Raw genomic sequence first — 17,402 nt, forward strand, 5'->3', positions numbered from 1 at the left:
CTTACGATGACGCCGACATGGGCGACACCGCGGTCCGCGCGTTGCCGGCCGCGCTGGCCCCCGTGGCCTCGGCGTCTTCGGCGTCCCAGCTTTGGGCACGCGCTTGTGCGACGCGCACCGTTGCCGCTCGCTCCCGCGCGGCGAACAGCTCGAGCAGTTGCAAGGCCTCGAGCTCACGCACGGCGGCTTGCGGCAGATCGGCGATCGATCCAAGACCGCCATTCTCCGCGGCCAGCTTGTCGAGCACCTCTTCCCGCCACGCGGGATCCGCCGCGGCGTCTTCCGTGACCTCGCGCTTGGGCGCAAACAGCATCGCGCACAGTACGCCCGACAGCAGGCAGCCGCCGAGCCCCGCGAGCATCGCGTAGGCACGCGCAAGCTCCGGTGTGGCGACGACGGCCGTGAGCACGCGGCTCGCGGCAAAGTAGGCGGCGATGCTGACACTGGCCCCGATCGCGATGGCCCAGGCGAGATGCCGCGTGTCCGCGGTATCTCCCCAGACCTCGACCAGGCGCCAGGCCGGTGAGGCGGCTTGAGGTTTCATCGACTTGTCTCCGTAGTGGCCCGTCTTGCCGCGCCGATGTCCCGGCGCGCGGCAGACGGTGCTCTGGTTCTCATGCTGTGCCATATGGGCGTGGCGCGCCTGGCGTCAAGCCAAAACGTTATGCCCGCAGCTCCGCGAGCAACGCCACCGCCCGATCGGTCCGCACGTCCTTCTCTTCGGCCATCCGCTTCGCGACACGATCGACTTCCTCGCCGACCGCCCCGGCCACCAGCGCGATATTGCGCGCGTGCAGCGCCATATGGCCGCGCTGGATGCCTTCCGTGGCCAGGGCGCGCAGCGCCCCGAGATTCTGGGCGAGTCCGACGGCCGCCGCAATCTCGCCGAGCTCCTGCGCGGACTTCACGTCGAGGATCTTCAGCGCGAGCCGCGCGAGCGGATGCGTCTTCGTCGCGCCGCCGACGAGCCCCACGGGCATCGGCAGTTCGATGGTGCCCACGAGCGCGCCGCCGGCGTCTTTCTCCCAGTGCGTGAGCGACGTGTACTGGCCATTGCGGCAGGCGTAGGCATGGGCGCCGGCTTCCACCGCGCGCCAGTCGTTGCCCGTGGCGACAATCACGGGGTCGATCCCGTTCATGATGCCCTTGTTGTGCGTGGCCGCGCGGTATGGGTCGATCGCCGCGAACACATAGGCGTCGATCACGCCTTCGACGATCTCCTCGCCGCTGCGCTCCTTCGTTGCCAGCGCCGACGCGGGCAGACGGACGCGGGCCCGGGCGAGGCGCAGGTCCGCGAGGTTCGACAGGATGCGCAGGCGTACCGAGCCGCCGGTGATCTTCTCCACGAGCGGCGACACGGCCTCGGCCATCGTATTGACCGTATTGGCGCCCATGGCGTCGCGCACATCGACAATCAGGTGCATGACGACCATCGGCCCGCGCGGCGTGTCCTCGAACACGTGCACGGCGATGTCCTTGCAGCCGCCGCCCAGGCCGATCAGCACCTTGTCGCGGCTGTTGGCCAGCGCGAGAATCTCTTCGCGCTGTCGCAGCAGGGCATGACGGGCGCCATGCGGATCGGCCACGCCGAGCACCTGCACCTGCGCACGCATCAGCGGCTGCGTGCTCGATGTCTCGAAGCCGCCGCAGTCGCGGGCGAGCTTGGCCATGAACGAGGCCGCAGCCACCACGGACGGCTCTTCCACGACCATCGGGACAAGGACGTCACGGCCGTTCACGCGGAAATTGCCGGCCACGCCGAACGGCAGCTCGAACGTGCCGACGACGTTTTCGATCATGCCGTCCGCCAGCGCGGTGCCGAGCGCGCCGGGTTCGGCGAGCAGCTGAAGATCTTCGGGCGAGAGCGAGGCAGCGCCGGCCAGGTGCTGTAGGCGTTGCTCGGGCGTGAGGGCGCGGAAATTCGGAAGCCGGGAGTCGAGGCTCACGGTGTCTCCTTGTTGGTATGGAATGGTGACACTTTAGGTCCACTGTACCCATGAAAAAAGGTACAGTTCGGCAGGACACTGCTTCCCTCCCTGCCCCAATGACCCGTTCGACGACCCTCTCCGCCACGCTGGCCAACTCGCTGGAGCGCCAGATCGTCGAAGGTGCCTACCGTGCCGGCGACAAGCTGCCCTCGCTGCGCGAGCTGGCTTCCCTGCACGGCTACAGCAAGAACACGATCGTCGCGGCGTTCGAGCTGCTCGTCAGCCGCGGGCTCGTCGAACCGCGTCGCGGAGCCGGCTACTTCGTGCTGGACCAGCAGGCCAAGGCCCGGCCCGACGAGGAGACGGGTTCGTTACGGCGGGCGATGGATATCGTCTGGCTCATGCGCGAGCAGCTCAAGAGCCGGCCCGATGTGCTCGCGGTGGGCGATGGATTTCCCCCGGTCGAATGGCTCGCCGAGGCGCGGCTCGACAAGTATCACCACAAGGTCGCGCGCACCGGGCTTGGCGCCTTGTTCCGCTATGGCAATCGCTTTGGCTACAGCCCGCTGCGCGACCATCTCGTGCGGAAGCTCGGCGATGTCGGGGTGGGCGCCGATGCGCGACAGATCGTGCTGACGCATGGCGCCAACGATGCGCTGGATCTCGTCATCCGCTACTTCGTCCCGCCGGGGGCCACGGTCTTCGTCGATGACCCGGGGTATTACCCCCTGTTCGGCAAGCTCAAGCTGGCGGGCGCCCAAATCGTCGGCGTGCCGCGGCTTTCCGACGGGCCCGATCTCGATGCGCTGGAACAACTGCTGATGCAGCGGCGACCCCGCCTGTTCTTCACGCAATCGGTCGGGCACAACCCCACGGGCTCGGACCTGTCCGCCGCCAAGGCGTATCGCGTGCTACAGCTCGCCCAGAAGTACGACGTGATGCTGATCGAGGACGACGCGCTGGCGGACTTCAAACCCACCACGCTGCCTCGGCTGTCGGCGCTTGACCAGCTCACGCGCACGATCTACGTCGGCAGCTTTTCCAAGTCGTTCTCGGCGGCGCTACGGGTGGGGTTCATCGCGTGCAGCGCGGACCTGGCGAGCGATCTCGCCGACCTCAAGGCCCTGATCCACGTGAGCAGCTCGGAGTACTGCGAGCGGACGATCGACGTGATCCTGAGCGAGGGGCACTACCAACGCTACATCGCGCGGCTGCGCGCCCGGATGACCGCCGCCACGGCGAAAGCCCATGCGCTATTCGACCGCCTCGGCATCGACATCTTCGCGCGCACGGAGCAGAGCCTCTACCTGTGGGGCACGATGCCGGGCGTCGCCGACTCGCTGGTCGTCGCCGAACGCATGCTGGCCCAGAACGTCATGATCGCTCCCGGCCGCGTCTTCCGCGTGAACGCGGAGGCTACGTCGCCGTGGTCCCGCTTCAACATCGGCGCGGTCCTGGACCCGCGCTTCGAACGCGCGCTCGGGGCCGTGCTGGCGCACGTAGGAGATTGATTACAGCGGCGCCGGCACCCTGGCCGCCGGCGCGGCCGGAGCCGGTGCCGGTCCCGTGGGCTGCGCGCCGCCATAGGCGAAGTACTTCGCCTTCGCGCCCTTCGCCCAGTAAGCCGTCGTGAACTGCTTGCTGTCGCGGCCATAGAGCAGCTCGATGCTGCCATTGGCCGCGGCCCATTCCGCATACCCATTCTCGGCACCCGGATCGGTCTTCCGCTTCGACTCGTAGCGCGCATCGAGTTTCTTCGTCACCTCGCCGAGCGCCGTGCGGTCGAACGTCAGCGTGACCAGAGCCACCGCATCCGACCCATCGCAATTGACGATCACGCGCGTCAGCCCCGGCAGATTGAACCGCTCGAGATGCTTGATCTCGATGGCATCCCCACCTGCCCACGCGGCCTTGCCCGCGTTCACATGGTTCTGCGCATGCGTGAGCTTCGCGCATTTGCTGACACCAAGTTCGAGTCCCAGCGGTGCCGCGGCGGGCGGCGCGGGCTGCGCGAGGGCGCCAGTGGAAACGGCGGCGAAGATGAACACACCAGCAAAACGAAAAGCCTTGAGCATCGTGAGACAGAGTTCCGGAATAAGCGTCTGCGCAATATTACGGCCTTTTCTCCCCCAAACTGAAACGCAGGGCGTCGGGAATCTCCGGCCGCCAGGCCAGCGCCTTGGCTTCGGCTTCCGACATCGGCTTGCCCAGCAGATAGCCCTGCGCCTCGTCATACCCTTCTTCCCGGATCACGCCGAGCTGCTCCGGCGTCTCGATGCCCTCGGCCGTCGTGGTCACCCGAAAGGCGACGCCCAGGCTCCGTACGGCATGCAATATCGCGCGCGCCTCGCAGGAGTTGCCGAGATCGGACACGAAGGAACGATCGAGCTTGATCTTGTCGAAGGTAAAGCTCCTCAGATAGCTGAGCGAAGAGTATCCCGTTCCAAAGTCATCCATCGCAATGCGAACGCCGAGCCGGCGCAATTCCCGTAGCGCCTCGAGGTTGGCCCCATTGCTCCGCATCAGTACCGACTCGGTGATCTCTATCTCCAGCCGGCTGGCATGGGCCCCCGCACTGCTCAGCGCGCTTTCCACCGACTGAATGAGCTTGCGGCCCCTGAACTGGGAAGGGGACAGATTCACGCTCACACGGATATGCTCTGGCCACTGGCCCAGCTGGCGGCACGCCTCTTTCAACACCCACTCGCCGATCGGCACGATCAGCCCGGTCTCCTCGGCCAGCGGAATGAAGTCGGACGGCGATACCAGGCCAAGCTCGGGGTGACGCCATCTCAGGAGCGCCTCGAAGCTGCAGATGCCACCGCTGCGAATGTCATAGATCGGCTGATAGTGCAGTTCGAGCTGGCCGTGCGACACCGCATGATGCAGGGCCCGCTTCGTTTCGAGGCGCAGCTTCGTGCGCGCCGGATCGTTGGTCCCCAGAAAGCGATAGGTGCCCGGCCCCTCGGCCTTGGCATCGTAGAGCGCCATGTCGGCGGCCTGCAGCAATGTGGTGGCGTCCGCGCCATCGTCAGGCATCATGGCGATGCCGATGCATGCGTCCAGCGAAACATACACATCGCGCAGCCGGTACGGATGCGATACATCCTGCAGGATCCGCTGAGCGAGCTGCTCGACGGCATGGATATCCGATGGCGACACCTGCATCACGACGAACTCGTCGCCGCCGATCCGCGCGACGAAGTGAGGTTCGGACACGCATTCCGCCAGTCGCTGCGCCACCTCCTTGAGAACGACATCGCCGCCGCTGTGGCCAAAGGCATCGTTGACGCCCTTGAATCCATCGAGGTCTACATAGAGCAGGGCCGCGCGATGACCATCGTCCGAGCTGGCCAGCAGCCGCTCCATCCGCTCCTGCCAGAACAGCCGATTCGCGATGCCTGTCAACACATCGCGCCGCGCGATCCGCTCTAGCTCCTTCTGCGACGCAAGCAGTTGCCGCTCAGCCTCCCTTCTTGCGGAGATATCGCGCAGGAAGACAGAGACGCCGTCGGCGCCGGGGTAGACGTGCACCTCATACCAGGCGCTCAGCGTCCGCATGTAGTGCTCGAAGGTGGTCGCCCGCCCCGCGTCCAGCGCGTTGCGATACTGCCGCGCGAACTCTCCCTGCGTCTCCTCCGGAAACACGTCCCAGATCGAACGCCCGAGCGCGGGATTCCGGCCGGCCATGGCATGGGCGGCATTGCGGTTGAAGTACCTCAGCCGCCAGTCGCGATCCAGCTGGACGACGCAGTCCGTCGTGCTCTCCAGCACCTCGGTCATTCGACGCGCGAGGGCCTCGAGTTCCCGCTTGGCGGTTCTCGCCTGTTCGTTGGCGATGGTGGCCTCCGTCACGTCAATCGAGATGACGACGAACCGCGTCATCGCCTCGTCCGCGTTGGGAACGCGGAACACGACGGAATCGAGCCATTGCGTCGCGCCGTCGCGAAGGACGCGCGAGTGAGCAAACTTCGCCGTGCGACCGGAACGGGCCTCCGCCAGCGCATGCTCCGCCGTGGACCTCGCCTCCGGCGGCAGGAAGTTCGGCCAGTACTTCCCGATCACCGCGCCGGCAGACTTGAGCTGCAATGTGCGGACTGCGGAGGCATTGACGTAAAGCACGCGCCCATCGGCATCGAGCACGCGAATGCTGGCTGGACTGTTGTCGAGTATGTCCTTCGCGAAACGCTCGCTGGTCTCGCGTGCCAGACTCGCCGAGCGGCTATCGTCGATATCCTCGAGCGCGCCGTACCACTTGATGACTCTTCCCTCCGCGCCGAGGCGCGGGAACGCATGGGCGCGAAACCAGCGGTAGGCGCCATCCTGCAGGCGCAGCCGATAGTCGTGGACGAACTCACGCCGCGTGGCGACGGCATGCGCCCACTCGCGCGTGACGTGCTCGAGGTCGTCCGGATGGACGCGTTGCTGCCATCCGGCGCCCAACGCGTCTTCGGCGCGCACGCCGGTCAGGGACGTCCAACGCTGCGAGGCTTCCGTGATCTGGCCATGCTCGTCGGCCGTCCACTGAATCTGCGGGTTGAGCGTGACGCGATGCCGATAGTTTTCCTCGCTCTCCGCAAGCGCCTGGCTCGCCGAACGCTCGTAGAGGCTCTGTGCATCGCCCGTGCACAGATACACGATCGTCAGCGGCTCGCCGCCCGTCTCGACGACGAACTCCTCTCGATGCCACGAGGCAGGGGGAATAAAAGCCGCAATATCCGCGTCCATTTTCCCGACGAGGGCAGACAGCGGCAACTGCAAAAAATCACAGGCACTTTCGTTTGCAAAAAGCCATTCCCCTTGCGCGCTCTTCACAACAATTGGCAGGGGAAACTTTTGAAAAATCCGCGTGAAATAGATCTCAGTGGGGTGCTGTTGACACTGATCAGCCATGGTGATGTGCGGCACTCTCCAAGCCGTTCGAGGCGGGCCAATTGTAGGGATTACACAGAAGTTGTCTCTTGTCGTCTTCTTGTATGGATTTTTTGCCGACCGTGACGATTAACGCTAATAGTAGCTTTGTTAACGGAGAAAATCTCCGGCTTTTAAGGGGGCCGCAAAACAAAGGGGCCGGTGCAAGACCGGCCCCGTTTAAAGCGAATTATCGAACGCTACGCCACACGGACCTCGATGCGCCGCGGTTTGGCCTCTTCTCTGCGCGGGATCAGCAACGTCAGTACGCCGTTCTGCAGTTGCGCATCGATCCTCGCGGTGTCGAAGTCCGGGCTCACGTTGAACGCGCGGGAAAAGCGCGGTTGCTGCAGCTCCGTGTACTGCACGCGCAGCCCCGCCGCCACCGGCACAGACGCCTCGGCCTCGATGGACAGCAGGCCATCCTGCATCCTGACCTCGAGACTGTCTCGCGTGACGCCTGGAAGGTCGGCCCATAAGGTGATGCCGTGCGCATCTTCGACGATATCGACCGCCGGCGTGATCGCGGGACGTCGTGCGGCCGCGGTGGTGTTGGTGCTCTCCGCGGACACAGGCTGTGTCGCGGCAGGAGCGATTTGCGTATTGTCGGTCATGATTTCTCTCCGGAAGATCGATCGGTCACTGGACAGTGATGGAGCGAGGCTTTGACGCTTCTCGCTTGCCGATGGAAATCACCAGGCAGCCGTTCACGTAGGTTGCGCTGACCTTGTCCGGGTCGGCGTTATCGGGCAACTCCACGGTGCGCCGGAAGCTGCCGTGGAAGCGCTCCTGCGCGTAGCGCCTGCGGCCTTCCGCCGAAGGTTCCACCGCCGCCTTGCGCTCACCGCTCACGGTCAGCAGACCCTTGTCGATGGAAACTTCGAAATCCCCCGCCTCCATACCGGGTGCGAACGCCACCACCTCGATCGATTCGTCGGTCGCACCGATATTGACTTGCGGGAAGGCTGAGCGCGTTGCTCTCAGGCTCGACGGCAAGTCGAACAACGTCGCCATCTGCCGCTGCATCCGCTCAAACTCGGACAAGAGATCATTCCTGAAAAAGTAGCCACTCATGTCAGTTCTCCAAAATGAATGCGGTCGACGCCGGGCACGGGAAACTTCATGCCCTCGCGACGAGTCGGAAATATTGGCTGTGCGGAGGTTTTCAAGAGGCTGAGAAGCGGCACGGCTACCGTTGCGTGCCGTCCGTCGAAAGGTGGCGATTAGAGCAACCCCTCTAAACTTCGTCCTTGCTTATCTATCTAGTAGTAGATAATATTCAGCCCATCGACGCACCTACCTAGCAGTAGATACATAAGGGTGGATGCCCAACCGAACCAGATACCGGGTCCGCGAAGCGGCCCAACGCAAGGAGCCAATCATGAATGCCAAGACCATCCTCACCGCCGCCGCCCTCGCCGCCGCCTTTATCGGCGGTACCGCCCAAGCCGCCCAAGGCGCGCGTGACCCGTATCTGGACGGTGCCCGCACCGTCAGCGAACCGCGCAGCACCTTCACCGACGGCGCACGCATCAGCAACCGCGATGGCTTCACCGACGGTGCCCGCACCGCCGACCCGTACCTCGACGGCGCCCGCGTCGGCAAGGCCGACCCGTTCACCGACGGGGCCCGCATTGTGGCCGGTCTGGACCGCGTGGGGGTCTCCGCAGAACCGAGCCGCAAGGTTGACCCGTACACCGACGGCGCCCGCGACATCAACCGCCCGCGTAGCCCGTACTACGACGGCGCCCGCGGTACCGATGTCTACACCGACGGCGCGCTAGTCTGATCGCCTAAACCAGTTGCTCCGGCCCCTCGTCTCGCGGACCCTCCCACCGCGACCGAGGGGCGCAAGAAGAAACCGGCGGCTTGCGAGCCGCCGGTTTCCTTTTGTTCAGCTGTTATCGCTACCGCCGTGATCAGTACTCGGTCACCGGCGCATGGACCGGGGCGATCGAGGCGTGGGGCGTCTGCGTGCGCTGCGCCGCCTTGTGCACCATCGTGTAGGCGTAGTCGATGCCCATGCCGTACGCGCCCGAGTGTTCCTTGGCCAGACCCGTCACCGCGTCGTACGTTTCCTTGTTCTTCCAGTCGCGCTGCCATTCCAGCAGCACCTGCTGCCACGTCACCGGCACCACGCCCGCCTGGATCATGCGCTGCATCGCGTAGTCATGCGCTTCCTTGGTCGTGCCGCCCGACGCATCGGCCACCATGTAGATCTCGTAGTCGCCTTCGAGCATCGCGCTCAGCGCGAACGTCGTGTTGCACACCTCCGTCCACAGACCCGCCACGACGATCTTCTTGCGGCCATTCGCCGCCAGCGAATCGCGCACCTTCTGGTCATCCCACGAGTTCATCGACGTCCGTTCGAGCGTTTGCTTGCCGGGGAACACGTCGAGCAGTTCGGGATAGGTGTACCCGGAGAAGGAATCCGACTCGACCGTCGTGATCGTGGTCGGCACGTCGAAGATCTTCGCTGCCTTGGCCAGGCCCACCACGTTGTTCTTCATGGTCTGGCGGTCCATCGACTGCACGCCGAAGGCCATCTGGGGCTGGTGGTCGATGATGATCAGCTGGCTGTTGCGCGGGGTCAGGACTTGCAGCTTGGCGTTCGACATGGTTTCTCTCCGGTAAAGGTAAAAGGTAATTCAATAAGTTTGAGGTTATTCTGGGCCAGCGCCGGCTTCGCTTGTTGGCTTTGTTTTCGCCCTGTCTGCGTTTGCCGCGCTGTCCATGTGCAGAACTATAGCGGTCGCCTTCCCGGAGAAAGTCGGCTATCGCTGTCATAGTTATTCAATATTATTGAACAAGCGCTCGCACCCTCAATTTGCCCCCTCAAGCGGCCACTAGTCCACCGTTGCCCCCGATGCCTTGACGACCTTGCCCCACTTGTCGATTTCGCGCGCGATGAACCTGCCCGTGTCGGCCGGCGACGTCCACGCCGCCGCGAAGCCCTGCGTGGCAAAGCGCGCGCGGACGTCCTCCTGCGTGAGGACGGCCTTGAGCGCGTCGCTGAGCTTGTTCACCACCGCGGGCGGTGTGTTGGCCGGCACCAGCAGCGCATTCCAGGCCGTGGCTTCGTAACCCGCCACGCCGGCTTCCGCCATCGTCGGCACGTCCGGCGCCGCGGGCGAGCGTGCGGTGCCGGTCACGGCCAGCGCCTTGAGCTTGCCGTCACGCACGAACGGCATCGAGGAAAGCATCGTGTCGAACATCACGGTGGCCTGACCCGCCATGACGTCGGTAAGCGCGGGCGCACTGCCCTTGTACGGCACGTGGGTCATCTTCACGCCCGCCATGCTGTCGAACAGTTCCGCAGCCAGATGCGTGGATTGCCCGTTGCCCGAACTCGCGAACGTGATGGCGCCCGGCTTCGCCCTGGCCAGCGCAATCAGCTCGGCAACATTCTTTGCCGGCGTCGAGGGCGCGGTAACAAGGACAAGCGGACCGCTCGTCAGCATCGATACCGGCGCGAAGTCCTTGCTCGTGCTGTAGCCCGGCTTCGTGAACAGCGTCATGTTGATGGCATGCGCCGTCGTCGCGACGAGCAGCGTATAGCCGTCAGGCGCCGACTTGGCGACGGTATCGGCACCGATGTTGCCGCCCGCGCCGGGACGGTTGTCGACGACGATGGTCTGGCCGAGACGTTCGGAGAGTTTCTGCCCCACGACGCGCGCCACGATGTCCGTGGGCCCGCCGGGCGGGTAGGGCACGATCATGCGGATCGGCTTGGTCGGCCATTCCTGTGCGGTGGCCAACGACACCATCGACAGGGACCAGAGGGGCAACAAGGCCGCGGCCACGAGGGGCCGCAGCGGAAACCTGCGTTGGGGGGTCATGCGCTCTCCTGACTCGCTGCGGTTTTGCGGGATGAAATGACATCGAAAGCGTGATCAGAGCGCTTATAGGCGCGCTCGCGCATCGATGTCACTTTGCACCGCATCAAAGTTTCGTCGGCCGAAACTCTGGCGAGCCAGGTGGAGCGTTATTGACTGACGAGTTCGCGAAAACCCTGAAGCAGGCGGTCCATGTCCTCCGCCGTGAGCGCGCCCATCGTGGAGATACGGAACAGTTCCGACGACAGCCCGCCCTGCCCCGCGTAGATGACAAAGCCACGGGTCTTGAGTCCGTCATGCAGCTGTTCGTACGTCACGCCCGCGGGCAGACGATACGCGCGCAGCACCACCGACGATTGCTCGGGTGCCCACAGCGGCGCGATGCCGAGATCGGCCAGCCCGACACGCACCTGCTCCGCCAGCGCCGCATAGCGCTGGTGACGCGCCCGCCAGCCGCCCTCGTCCTCGAACTCTCGCAGCGCTTCCACGAGTGCGTAGAACGCATGCACGGACGGCGTGAACGGCGTGTTGCGCTGATCCTGCAGCCTGGCCATGCGGCCGAGGTCGAGGTAGTAGGCGCGCTGGGCCGCATTGGCGAGCGCCGCGCGGCGCGTGACCACGAAGGCCGCGCCCGGTACACCGTGCAGGCACTTATTGGCCGTGGCGGCCACGGCATCGATGCTGCCCGAGAAGTCGACCGCCTCGGCACCGAAGCTGCTCACCGCGTCGACGAGCAGACGCACCTTGCGCGCCTGGCACAGCGCGTCGATCGCGGCCAGGTCGTTCAGACGGCCCGTCGTCGTTTCGTGATGAATCACGGTAACGTGCGTGATCGCCGGATCGGCGTCCAGCGCGGCCGCCACACGCGACAGGTCCGGCGCGCTCTTCCAGTCGTGCGTGACCAGCGTATGGGCGATGCGATATTGCGTCGCGATCTGCGCGATGCGCTCGCCGTACACACCGTTCTGCACAATCAGCAGCTTGCCCTGTTCGGGGACGAGCGACGCGATCATGCTTTCGACGGCGGCCGTGCCCGACCCGGTCATCAGCACGGCGGACCATTGAGCGGGATCGAGCGCGTACACGCCCAGCAGGCGGGCGCGCGCTTCATCCTGCAGATCGAAGAACTCGCCTTCACGGTGGCACAGGTCGGTTTGCAACAGGCTCTTGCGCACACGCTCGCTCAGCGTGACAGGACCTGGGTTCAGCAACAGCATCAGTTTTCTCCCTGCTCGGTACGACCCTGATCGGCACCGATATGCCGGCCCAGACGTGTCTTCACCTGCACCGGCGATACCGTCGGACGCGGCAGCCCGTCGGGCGTGCCGGCGCTGATGGCCAGCCGCACGAAACGCGTGCCGTCTCCGGGGGTCGACGATAATACTTCGTCGATCAGATCGAGCCGGTCGCCTTCCACCGCCGATGCATAGCCGCATGCCGCGGCAATACCCGCGAACGAGACGTTGCGCGACACCGTCGCCTGGCCGCCCGTCGAATCGTGCGCGCCGTTGTCGAGCAGCACATGCGTGAGGTTGGATGGACCGTACGCGCCTAGGGTCGCGAACACGCCCATGCGCATCAGTGCCGCGCCGTCGCCATCGACGGCCACGACTCTGAGGTCGGGACGTGCAAGGGCAAGGCCCAGCGCGAACGGCGTGAGGCACCCCATCGAGCCCACCATGTACAGCTGGTTCGGCCGATCGTCGAGCGCATAGAGCTCGCGGCCACAGAAGCCGGTCGACGCCACGACGACCGTGCCTTCGAGCGGCGTGTGCGCGATCACGCGTTCCAGCGCGGCGCGGCGCGTCGGCAGCGCCGCCTCCGCGACGCCATGCCAGGCGGTCTGCGCCGCCGCGCGCGAGCGCGCGGGCAACGCCGGCTGCGATGCCAGCGCATACGGCGCCACGCTGCCCTTTTGCATGATCAGCGCATAGGGACGTCCCGTGCTGTCCATGTGCGCGATCGCGCGGTCAAGCGCCGGGCCGACCGCGTCGGCCTCTGTCGGGAACAACTCCCATGGAATGTCCATGGTGTCGAGCATCGCCGGCGTAATCGGTCCCATCAGCGCGTGCTGCGGTTCGTCGGACGCGCCGCCCGGCTGGCCGCGCCACGTGACGATCAGCAGTTGCGGAAGACGGAACGTCCACGTGAGCGACGTGAGCGGGCTCACGGCATTGCCGAGGCCCGAGTTCTGCATCATCGTCACGCCGCGGCGGCCTTCGCGCGCCCCTTGCGTGACGCCCGCGATGAACGCCACCGCATCGCCCTCGTTCGCAGCCGACACGTAATGCAGCGTCGGGTCCTGCACCACGTAGTTGATGAACGGCGTCAGGTACGAGCATGGCACGCCTGCGTACCATTCGAAGCCGCGCGCCCGCGCGGCCTCGACGAACTCGACCGCTTCGATCATCGGGCACCCTCGTTGCCGGCGCCGGTCGCGAACGGGGTCTGCGAGTGCGCGAAGTCGCCCGCCAGGCGGAAGTCCTCGAGGTCGTTCACACCGCGCCAGTGGCCATGCACGTAGGTCACGGCCACTTCCTCGCCCTGCGCGACGAGCGCGTTGAGCAGGTCGGGTACGTCGAGCGAGTCGAAGTCCGGACGCGCGCGCAGTTCGCCCAGCAGTTTCCGCAGCTTGGCCACGCCTTCGCCGCGCACGTTCAGCAGGCCGATCCAGCGGCCATGGGCCTTGCCTTCGCCGCCGTTCTCGTCATCGGACACCTTGCGCAGCGTGACCTTCTGACCGAACAGATCGCGATCGTCGGCCGAGGAGGTCCACACAAAGTCGCGCACGCTCTGGTTCGATGCCCCGGTCTCCGAAGAATCCACCACCACCGTGAACGGCGCGTCGCTCTCGACGAGGTCGCGCAGGATATAGCTGCGGAACAGCAGATCGCCATAAGCGATCACGGTGTCGCCCTGCAGCGCATCGGCCGCGCAAGCCAGCGACGCGAGCTCGCCGGTCTGCGCATGGCGCTCGTTGACCGTGAGCTTGATGCCCGCCGCATCGATCGCCTTGGCCTGATAGCCGCCAACGACGGTGATGTCATTGATGCCCTGCTTCTTGAAGCCATCGACGAGATGGCGCAGCAGCGGCTTGCCGGCGATCGGCAGCATGACCTTGGGCTTGTCCTCGGTCAGTGCCTCGAGGCCCTTGCCGCGGCCCGCGGCAAGCACCACGGCCGCGCCTGGGCCCGAACCGCCCGACAGGTAGATCTTCTCGGCTTCCGAATACTCGTCCGCGTCCTGCAGGCGGAAGATCTCGTTCACGGTGGCAATGCGGTCTTCCACGTTGACCAGCGTCTCGTTCTCGTAGATGTCCTTCGCCACTGCCTGCATCGACGATGCGGCCACGCGGATCAGGTGGTTCGCCCAGATCACGAGGCTGATGCCGGCCTTGCGGTACGCATCGGTCGGCGTGCTGTAGTACTTGGTCGGCACGATCACGATCGGGCAACGGCCGGCCCACTCGCGGGCGAAGGTCAGGATCTCGTCCGCCTTCGACAACTTGCTGTGGATCAGGATCGCGTCGGCACCGGCCTGATGGTAGGCCTCGGCGCGGCGCAGGGCTTCATCCATGCCCCAACCCGCGATCAGCGCTTCCACACGCGCGACGATCGAGAAGTTGTCGTCGGCCTGCGAGTCCTTGCCGGCCTTGATCTTGCCGCAGAACTCGTCCATGTCGGCGAGGGGCTGGCGCTCGCCGCCGATGAAGCTGTTGGTCTTCGGGAACTGCTTGTCCTCGATGCACACGCCGGCGATGCCGCGCTGCTCGAGCTTGCGCACCAGGCGGCGCACGTTGTTGAAGTTGCCGTAGCCGGTGTCGCCGTCGAGCAGAATCGGCAGGTCGCTGGCATCGGCCATGAACTCGAGGTTGTCGACGACCTGAGTCCAGCTGGCCTCGTTGTTGTCGCGCACGCCGAACTGCGCGGAAATGGCCAGGCCCGAGGCCCAGATGCCCTTGAAGCCCGCCTCGCGCACGATGCGCGCGGACAGGCCGTTGTGGGCTTCCATGATGAATTCGAGGTCATTGCTCTGGAGCATCTGGCGCAGACGGGCCGCGCGCGAGGTCGAAAGCAGGTTCGGGTCGATGGCGTTCATTGAGCAACTCCTACAGGTCGCGTCAGTTGGGGCAGGACTTCTTCGGCGGCGCGTGTCACATCGCCAGGGAAATCGATTTCAATCCAGGGGGCGCCGGTTACGTCGGCGGTATCGAACGTGTGGCCGCCCTCGAGCAGCAGGTCGCGCACTGCTTCTTCGTGGGGCATCTTCGCGCGGCCGCTGTCCACGTATCCGGCCACGATTTCGGCCAGGCGGCGCGCGGTCTTCTCGTCGAAACGGAAGAAACCGACGGATTCGCCGATGGTGTCGTACTCGAGATCGGCCATCAGCTGCTTGCGCAGTTCCACGGGCACGCCGTTCTTCAGGCACAGCTTGACCGGCTCGTCGCCGGCCTCGAAGTCGCGATCGATCAGCAGGCGGTTGGTGCTCTCGCCCGCGACCAGCGCCTTGAGGATGCGCTCGTCATAGAGCACATCCGCGTCCATCAACAGCACGTCGCCGCCGCGCGTCATGGCGTCCGCCACGGTATGCACGGTCAGCACGCTGCCAAGGTCGTAGCGTTCGTTGATGACGATTTCCGGGCGCTGCGCGAGACCAAGGCGTTCCACTTCGGCCTGCACCTGCTGAGGCTCGAAGCCGAGCGCGAGCACGATGTCCTGCACGCCCGCGGCATTCAGCATGCGCACGTGCCGCTCGAGCAACGTGGTTCCGTCGAAGCGCAGCAGGCACTTGGGGAACTGCGCCCCGGGCTGCTGCTGCAATCGCAGGCCAAGGCCCGCGGCAAGGATGATGGCTCGCATGATTCTGTGACTCGCGTTAAAAAATAAATCGGCCCCGATGCGGCAGCGTCCCGCAGGGTCGGCCGCCCGTCATTCGGAAGCTTCCAAAGCCGCGCGTCTGCGCTGGAACTTCCGTTCACTCAAATGCAGATACAACAGGCCCGGCAGGCCAAGGATCAGCTCGCGCACACGCTTGGCCAGCGACAGCACCAGCGCCATGTCTGGCGGCAGGCCGACCAGCGGCGCCAGCAGCAGATACCCGCCCTCCTGCGCGCCGAGCGAACCCGGAATCGCGAAGGCCGCGCCGCGAATGGCCTGTCCGACCGACTCCAGCAACAACGCGTCGACCCAGCTCACCGGATGACCGAGGAAATGCATGATGAGCCAGACTTCGGCGGTGCCGACGATCCAGCCGATCAGATTCAGGAAAAAGCTTGCCGCCACGCGGCCCTTCTCGCCATACAGTTCGCGGATCGCTTCGTCCACCGCGTCCGCGCCGACCGTCAGGCCTTTCCAGTCGCGCTTGCCGAACACCTTCGACAGCAGCCGCAACATGCGGCCGAACATGCCGCGCCGTTGCAGGACGACAAACCCCACCACCGCCAGCGCCAGCACCGCCGTGGCCGCGATCACGGGTCCACGTTCGCCCGCGAGGCCGCCGTTCGCGCTGAACAGCAGCACCCCACCGAGCGCGAAAAGGATCTGCGACAGCGCCTGCGCGGTGGTGCTGACCGTGATCGCCGCCGCGGCATCGCGAATGCGCGCGCCGCGATGCGACAGGTACCGCACCATCAGCACGGGGCCGCCGAGCTGCCCCGCGGGCAGCAGGCTGTTGACCGATTCGCCGACCCAGCGCGTCAGGATCGCGTCGCGGATCTTGCCTTCGCCATGCCGGTGCATCAGCACCCAGATCGATGCCGCATCGAGCAGCAGCGGAATCAGGTGGAACGCGGCGATGAGCGCGAGGCCCCATTTGGCCACCAGCAGCGTCGACACCACCGCATCGAAACCACGCCATGCAAGCAGCGCGACGAACAGTGCCGCGCCGATCGTAAACAGAAGTACTGCAGCACGAGTCACGCGCGATTCTTCCCACCCGACAGCAGGCGCCGGAACACCTGACGGAAACCGAAGTACGCGACCGCATCCTTCATATTGGAGATCAATCGCAGCCACGGACGCATGCCTGGGTCGGTCACATACTCGAATGTGAGCGAAACCCGGAACTCGTTGGCGCGCGCCGGCGTGATGCGGTGGCGCAGCTTGTCGCCGTCGAACAGCACGAGGCCGCCCGGTGGAATCGCGACGGAGCCCGGCTCGTCGGCGCGATCCTTGTCGCGCGTGTGCAATTCGTAGTCCAGCCGGCACGACGACTCGTCGATCACGCCAAGCAGCACCGTGTATCGGCGGCCGTCGTAGTACGAGGTGTCGTAATGCCACCCGATGTGGTCGCCCTCGCGCGTGTAGTAGTACAGCGCGTACGCGTGCGGATCGGTCGCGGGGCATACCTGAAGGCGGTCGCCGGTCATCTGCTCGAGCCAGCCGATGAGCGCCTTCGAGCGATAGAGTTCGGCGATGAACGGCGCATGCTCGTCGATCGTATGCCGGCTCACGCTGCCGCCCTGCTTGTGGCCGGGCAGGTAGTTGCGGTTGATGTGCGGCTGCAGTTCGCGCGCCAGCCGGATCAGCTGCGCCGTCGCGTCCGGCGCGAGGAACTTGTCGAGATACAGGAACGCGCCCTGGCGGACGAAATCTTCGCGCAGCGCGGCGTTGTCCAATGCGGCGGTCTCGCGCGCGACATCGGCGTCGGGCGTGGACGCGGCGCGTGCCGCATGCGGTTGCGACGTGCCGGGCAGGGTCACGTCGGATGCGCTCGCGCGCATGGCCTG

The 17,402-nt window shown here is 65.6% G+C and carries 16 protein-coding genes; 2 read left to right on the forward strand and 14 right to left on the reverse strand.

Annotated elements, in window-relative coordinates; all coding sequences use genetic code 11:
- Window position 1 precedes the first annotated feature (1 nt).
- Together KHP16_RS19340 and KHP16_RS19345 are read right to left on the reverse strand one after the other, a co-directional pair.
- Window positions 2–544: a hypothetical protein gene (locus KHP16_RS19340; protein ID WP_244835884.1), complete on the reverse strand. Its 543-nt coding sequence runs from the start codon at window positions 542–544 to the stop codon at window positions 2–4.
- A gap of 118 nt (window positions 545–662) precedes the next feature.
- Window positions 663–1,946, reverse strand: a complete 1,284-nt coding sequence (locus tag KHP16_RS19345; RefSeq protein WP_115955775.1) for a hydroxymethylglutaryl-CoA reductase, degradative — start codon at window positions 1,944–1,946, stop codon at window positions 663–665.
- Window positions 1,947–2,044: 98 nt separating this feature from the next.
- Between KHP16_RS19345 and KHP16_RS19350 the strand changes: the two genes are divergently transcribed.
- Entirely contained in the window at window positions 2,045–3,439 is a 1,395-nt protein-coding gene (locus KHP16_RS19350) for an aminotransferase-like domain-containing protein (protein WP_211960918.1), read from the forward strand.
- On the opposite strand, the gene KHP16_RS19355 is transcribed toward KHP16_RS19350, so the two are convergent.
- The 4 genes from KHP16_RS19355 to KHP16_RS19370 form a co-directional block, all read right to left on the reverse strand.
- A complete protein-coding gene (locus tag KHP16_RS19355; RefSeq protein ID WP_179594495.1) occupies window positions 3,440–4,003 on the reverse strand; it encodes a hypothetical protein in 564 nt (187 codons plus the stop codon). It lies immediately after the preceding gene.
- Window positions 4,004–4,040: 37 nt separating this feature from the next.
- Complete coding sequence (locus tag KHP16_RS19360; protein ID WP_211960919.1) at window positions 4,041–6,836, reverse strand: EAL domain-containing protein; 2,796 nt, start codon at window positions 6,834–6,836, stop codon at window positions 4,041–4,043.
- 203 nt (window positions 6,837–7,039) lie between these two features.
- Window positions 7,040–7,453 (reverse strand): Hsp20/alpha crystallin family protein, encoded by a 414-nt coding sequence (locus tag KHP16_RS19365; protein WP_109585370.1) that lies wholly within the window; start codon window positions 7,451–7,453, stop codon window positions 7,040–7,042.
- Between the two features lie 25 nt (window positions 7,454–7,478).
- Window positions 7,479–7,913 (reverse strand): Hsp20/alpha crystallin family protein, encoded by a 435-nt coding sequence (locus tag KHP16_RS19370; RefSeq protein WP_109585369.1) that lies wholly within the window; start codon window positions 7,911–7,913, stop codon window positions 7,479–7,481.
- A 307-nt stretch (window positions 7,914–8,220) separates the two neighbouring features.
- On the opposite strand from KHP16_RS19370, the gene KHP16_RS19375 reads away from it, so the two are divergent.
- Window positions 8,221–8,628: a hypothetical protein gene (locus KHP16_RS19375; RefSeq protein WP_115955779.1), complete on the forward strand. Its 408-nt coding sequence runs from the start codon at window positions 8,221–8,223 to the stop codon at window positions 8,626–8,628.
- 130 nt (window positions 8,629–8,758) lie between these two features.
- Here the strand turns inward: KHP16_RS19375 and KHP16_RS19380 are convergent, their stop codons facing one another.
- The 8 genes from KHP16_RS19380 to KHP16_RS19415 all read right to left on the reverse strand — a co-directional run bounded on the left by KHP16_RS19380 (window position 8,759) and on the right by KHP16_RS19415 (window position 17,396).
- Window positions 8,759–9,457 (reverse strand): hydrolase, encoded by a 699-nt coding sequence (locus tag KHP16_RS19380; protein ID WP_179594492.1) that lies wholly within the window; start codon window positions 9,455–9,457, stop codon window positions 8,759–8,761.
- A 228-nt stretch (window positions 9,458–9,685) separates the two neighbouring features.
- Complete coding sequence (locus KHP16_RS19385; protein WP_244835898.1) at window positions 9,686–10,606, reverse strand: tripartite tricarboxylate transporter substrate binding protein; 921 nt, start codon at window positions 10,604–10,606, stop codon at window positions 9,686–9,688.
- Window positions 10,607–10,824: 218 nt separating this feature from the next.
- Window positions 10,825–11,892: a 2-aminoethylphosphonate aminotransferase gene (locus tag KHP16_RS19390; protein ID WP_211960921.1), complete on the reverse strand. Its 1,068-nt coding sequence runs from the start codon at window positions 11,890–11,892 to the stop codon at window positions 10,825–10,827.
- Complete coding sequence (gene aepY, locus KHP16_RS19395; protein WP_211960922.1) at window positions 11,892–13,085, reverse strand: phosphonopyruvate decarboxylase; 1,194 nt, start codon at window positions 13,083–13,085, stop codon at window positions 11,892–11,894. Before aepY ends, KHP16_RS19390 begins: the two co-directional genes overlap by 1 nt.
- A complete protein-coding gene (gene aepX, locus KHP16_RS19400; protein WP_109584694.1) occupies window positions 13,082–14,773 on the reverse strand; it encodes a phosphoenolpyruvate mutase in 1,692 nt (563 codons plus the stop codon). Before aepX ends, aepY begins: the two co-directional genes overlap by 4 nt.
- Entirely contained in the window at window positions 14,770–15,534 is a 765-nt protein-coding gene (locus KHP16_RS19405) for a phosphocholine cytidylyltransferase family protein (protein WP_109584695.1), read from the reverse strand. The genes aepX and KHP16_RS19405 overlap by 4 nt, the downstream gene beginning before the upstream one ends.
- A 69-nt stretch (window positions 15,535–15,603) precedes the next feature.
- Window positions 15,604–16,593, reverse strand: coding sequence for a lysylphosphatidylglycerol synthase domain-containing protein (locus KHP16_RS19410; protein ID WP_211960923.1), 990 nt, complete (start codon window positions 16,591–16,593; stop codon window positions 15,604–15,606).
- The gene (locus KHP16_RS19415) at window positions 16,590–17,396 is read right to left on the reverse strand and encodes a HalD/BesD family halogenase (RefSeq protein ID WP_375153840.1); all 807 of its coding nucleotides are present in this window, start codon (window positions 17,394–17,396) and stop codon (window positions 16,590–16,592) included. The genes KHP16_RS19410 and KHP16_RS19415 overlap by 4 nt, the downstream gene beginning before the upstream one ends.
- Window positions 17,397–17,402 lie beyond the last annotated feature (6 nt).

This window comes from Cupriavidus plantarum (assembly GCF_905397285.1).
GTDB lineage: Bacteria > Pseudomonadota > Gammaproteobacteria > Burkholderiales > Burkholderiaceae > Cupriavidus > Cupriavidus plantarum.

What these genes read in the sequence shown, in the direction of transcription:
- KHP16_RS19340 (WP_244835884.1), bottom strand. Translation starts at nt 544, where the DNA reads ATGAAACCTCAAGCCGCCTCACCGGCCTGGCGCCTGGTCGAGGTCTGG.
- KHP16_RS19350 (WP_211960918.1), top strand. Translation starts at nt 2,045, where the DNA reads ATGACCCGTTCGACGACCCTCTCCGCCACGCTGGCCAACTCGCTGGAG.
- KHP16_RS19355 (WP_179594495.1), bottom strand. Translation starts at nt 4,003, where the DNA reads ATGCTCAAGGCTTTTCGTTTTGCTGGTGTGTTCATCTTCGCCGCCGTT.
- KHP16_RS19365 (WP_109585370.1), bottom strand. Translation starts at nt 7,453, where the DNA reads ATGACCGACAATACGCAAATCGCTCCTGCCGCGACACAGCCTGTGTCC.
- KHP16_RS19370 (WP_109585369.1), bottom strand. Translation starts at nt 7,913, where the DNA reads ATGAGTGGCTACTTTTTCAGGAATGATCTCTTGTCCGAGTTTGAGCGG.
- KHP16_RS19375 (WP_115955779.1), top strand. Translation starts at nt 8,221, where the DNA reads ATGAATGCCAAGACCATCCTCACCGCCGCCGCCCTCGCCGCCGCCTTT.
- KHP16_RS19380 (WP_179594492.1), bottom strand. Translation starts at nt 9,457, where the DNA reads ATGTCGAACGCCAAGCTGCAAGTCCTGACCCCGCGCAACAGCCAGCTG.
- KHP16_RS19385 (WP_244835898.1), bottom strand. Translation starts at nt 10,606, where the DNA reads ATGGTGTCGTTGGCCACCGCACAGGAATGGCCGACCAAGCCGATCCGC.
- KHP16_RS19390 (WP_211960921.1), bottom strand. Translation starts at nt 11,892, where the DNA reads ATGCTGTTGCTGAACCCAGGTCCTGTCACGCTGAGCGAGCGTGTGCGC.
- aepY (WP_211960922.1), bottom strand. Translation starts at nt 13,085, where the DNA reads ATGATCGAAGCGGTCGAGTTCGTCGAGGCCGCGCGGGCGCGCGGCTTC.
- aepX (WP_109584694.1), bottom strand. Translation starts at nt 14,773, where the DNA reads ATGAACGCCATCGACCCGAACCTGCTTTCGACCTCGCGCGCGGCCCGT.
- KHP16_RS19405 (WP_109584695.1), bottom strand. Translation starts at nt 15,534, where the DNA reads ATGCGAGCCATCATCCTTGCCGCGGGCCTTGGCCTGCGATTGCAGCAG.
- KHP16_RS19415 (WP_375153840.1), bottom strand. Translation starts at nt 17,396, where the DNA reads ATGCGCGCGAGCGCATCCGACGTGACCCTGCCCGGCACGTCGCAACCG.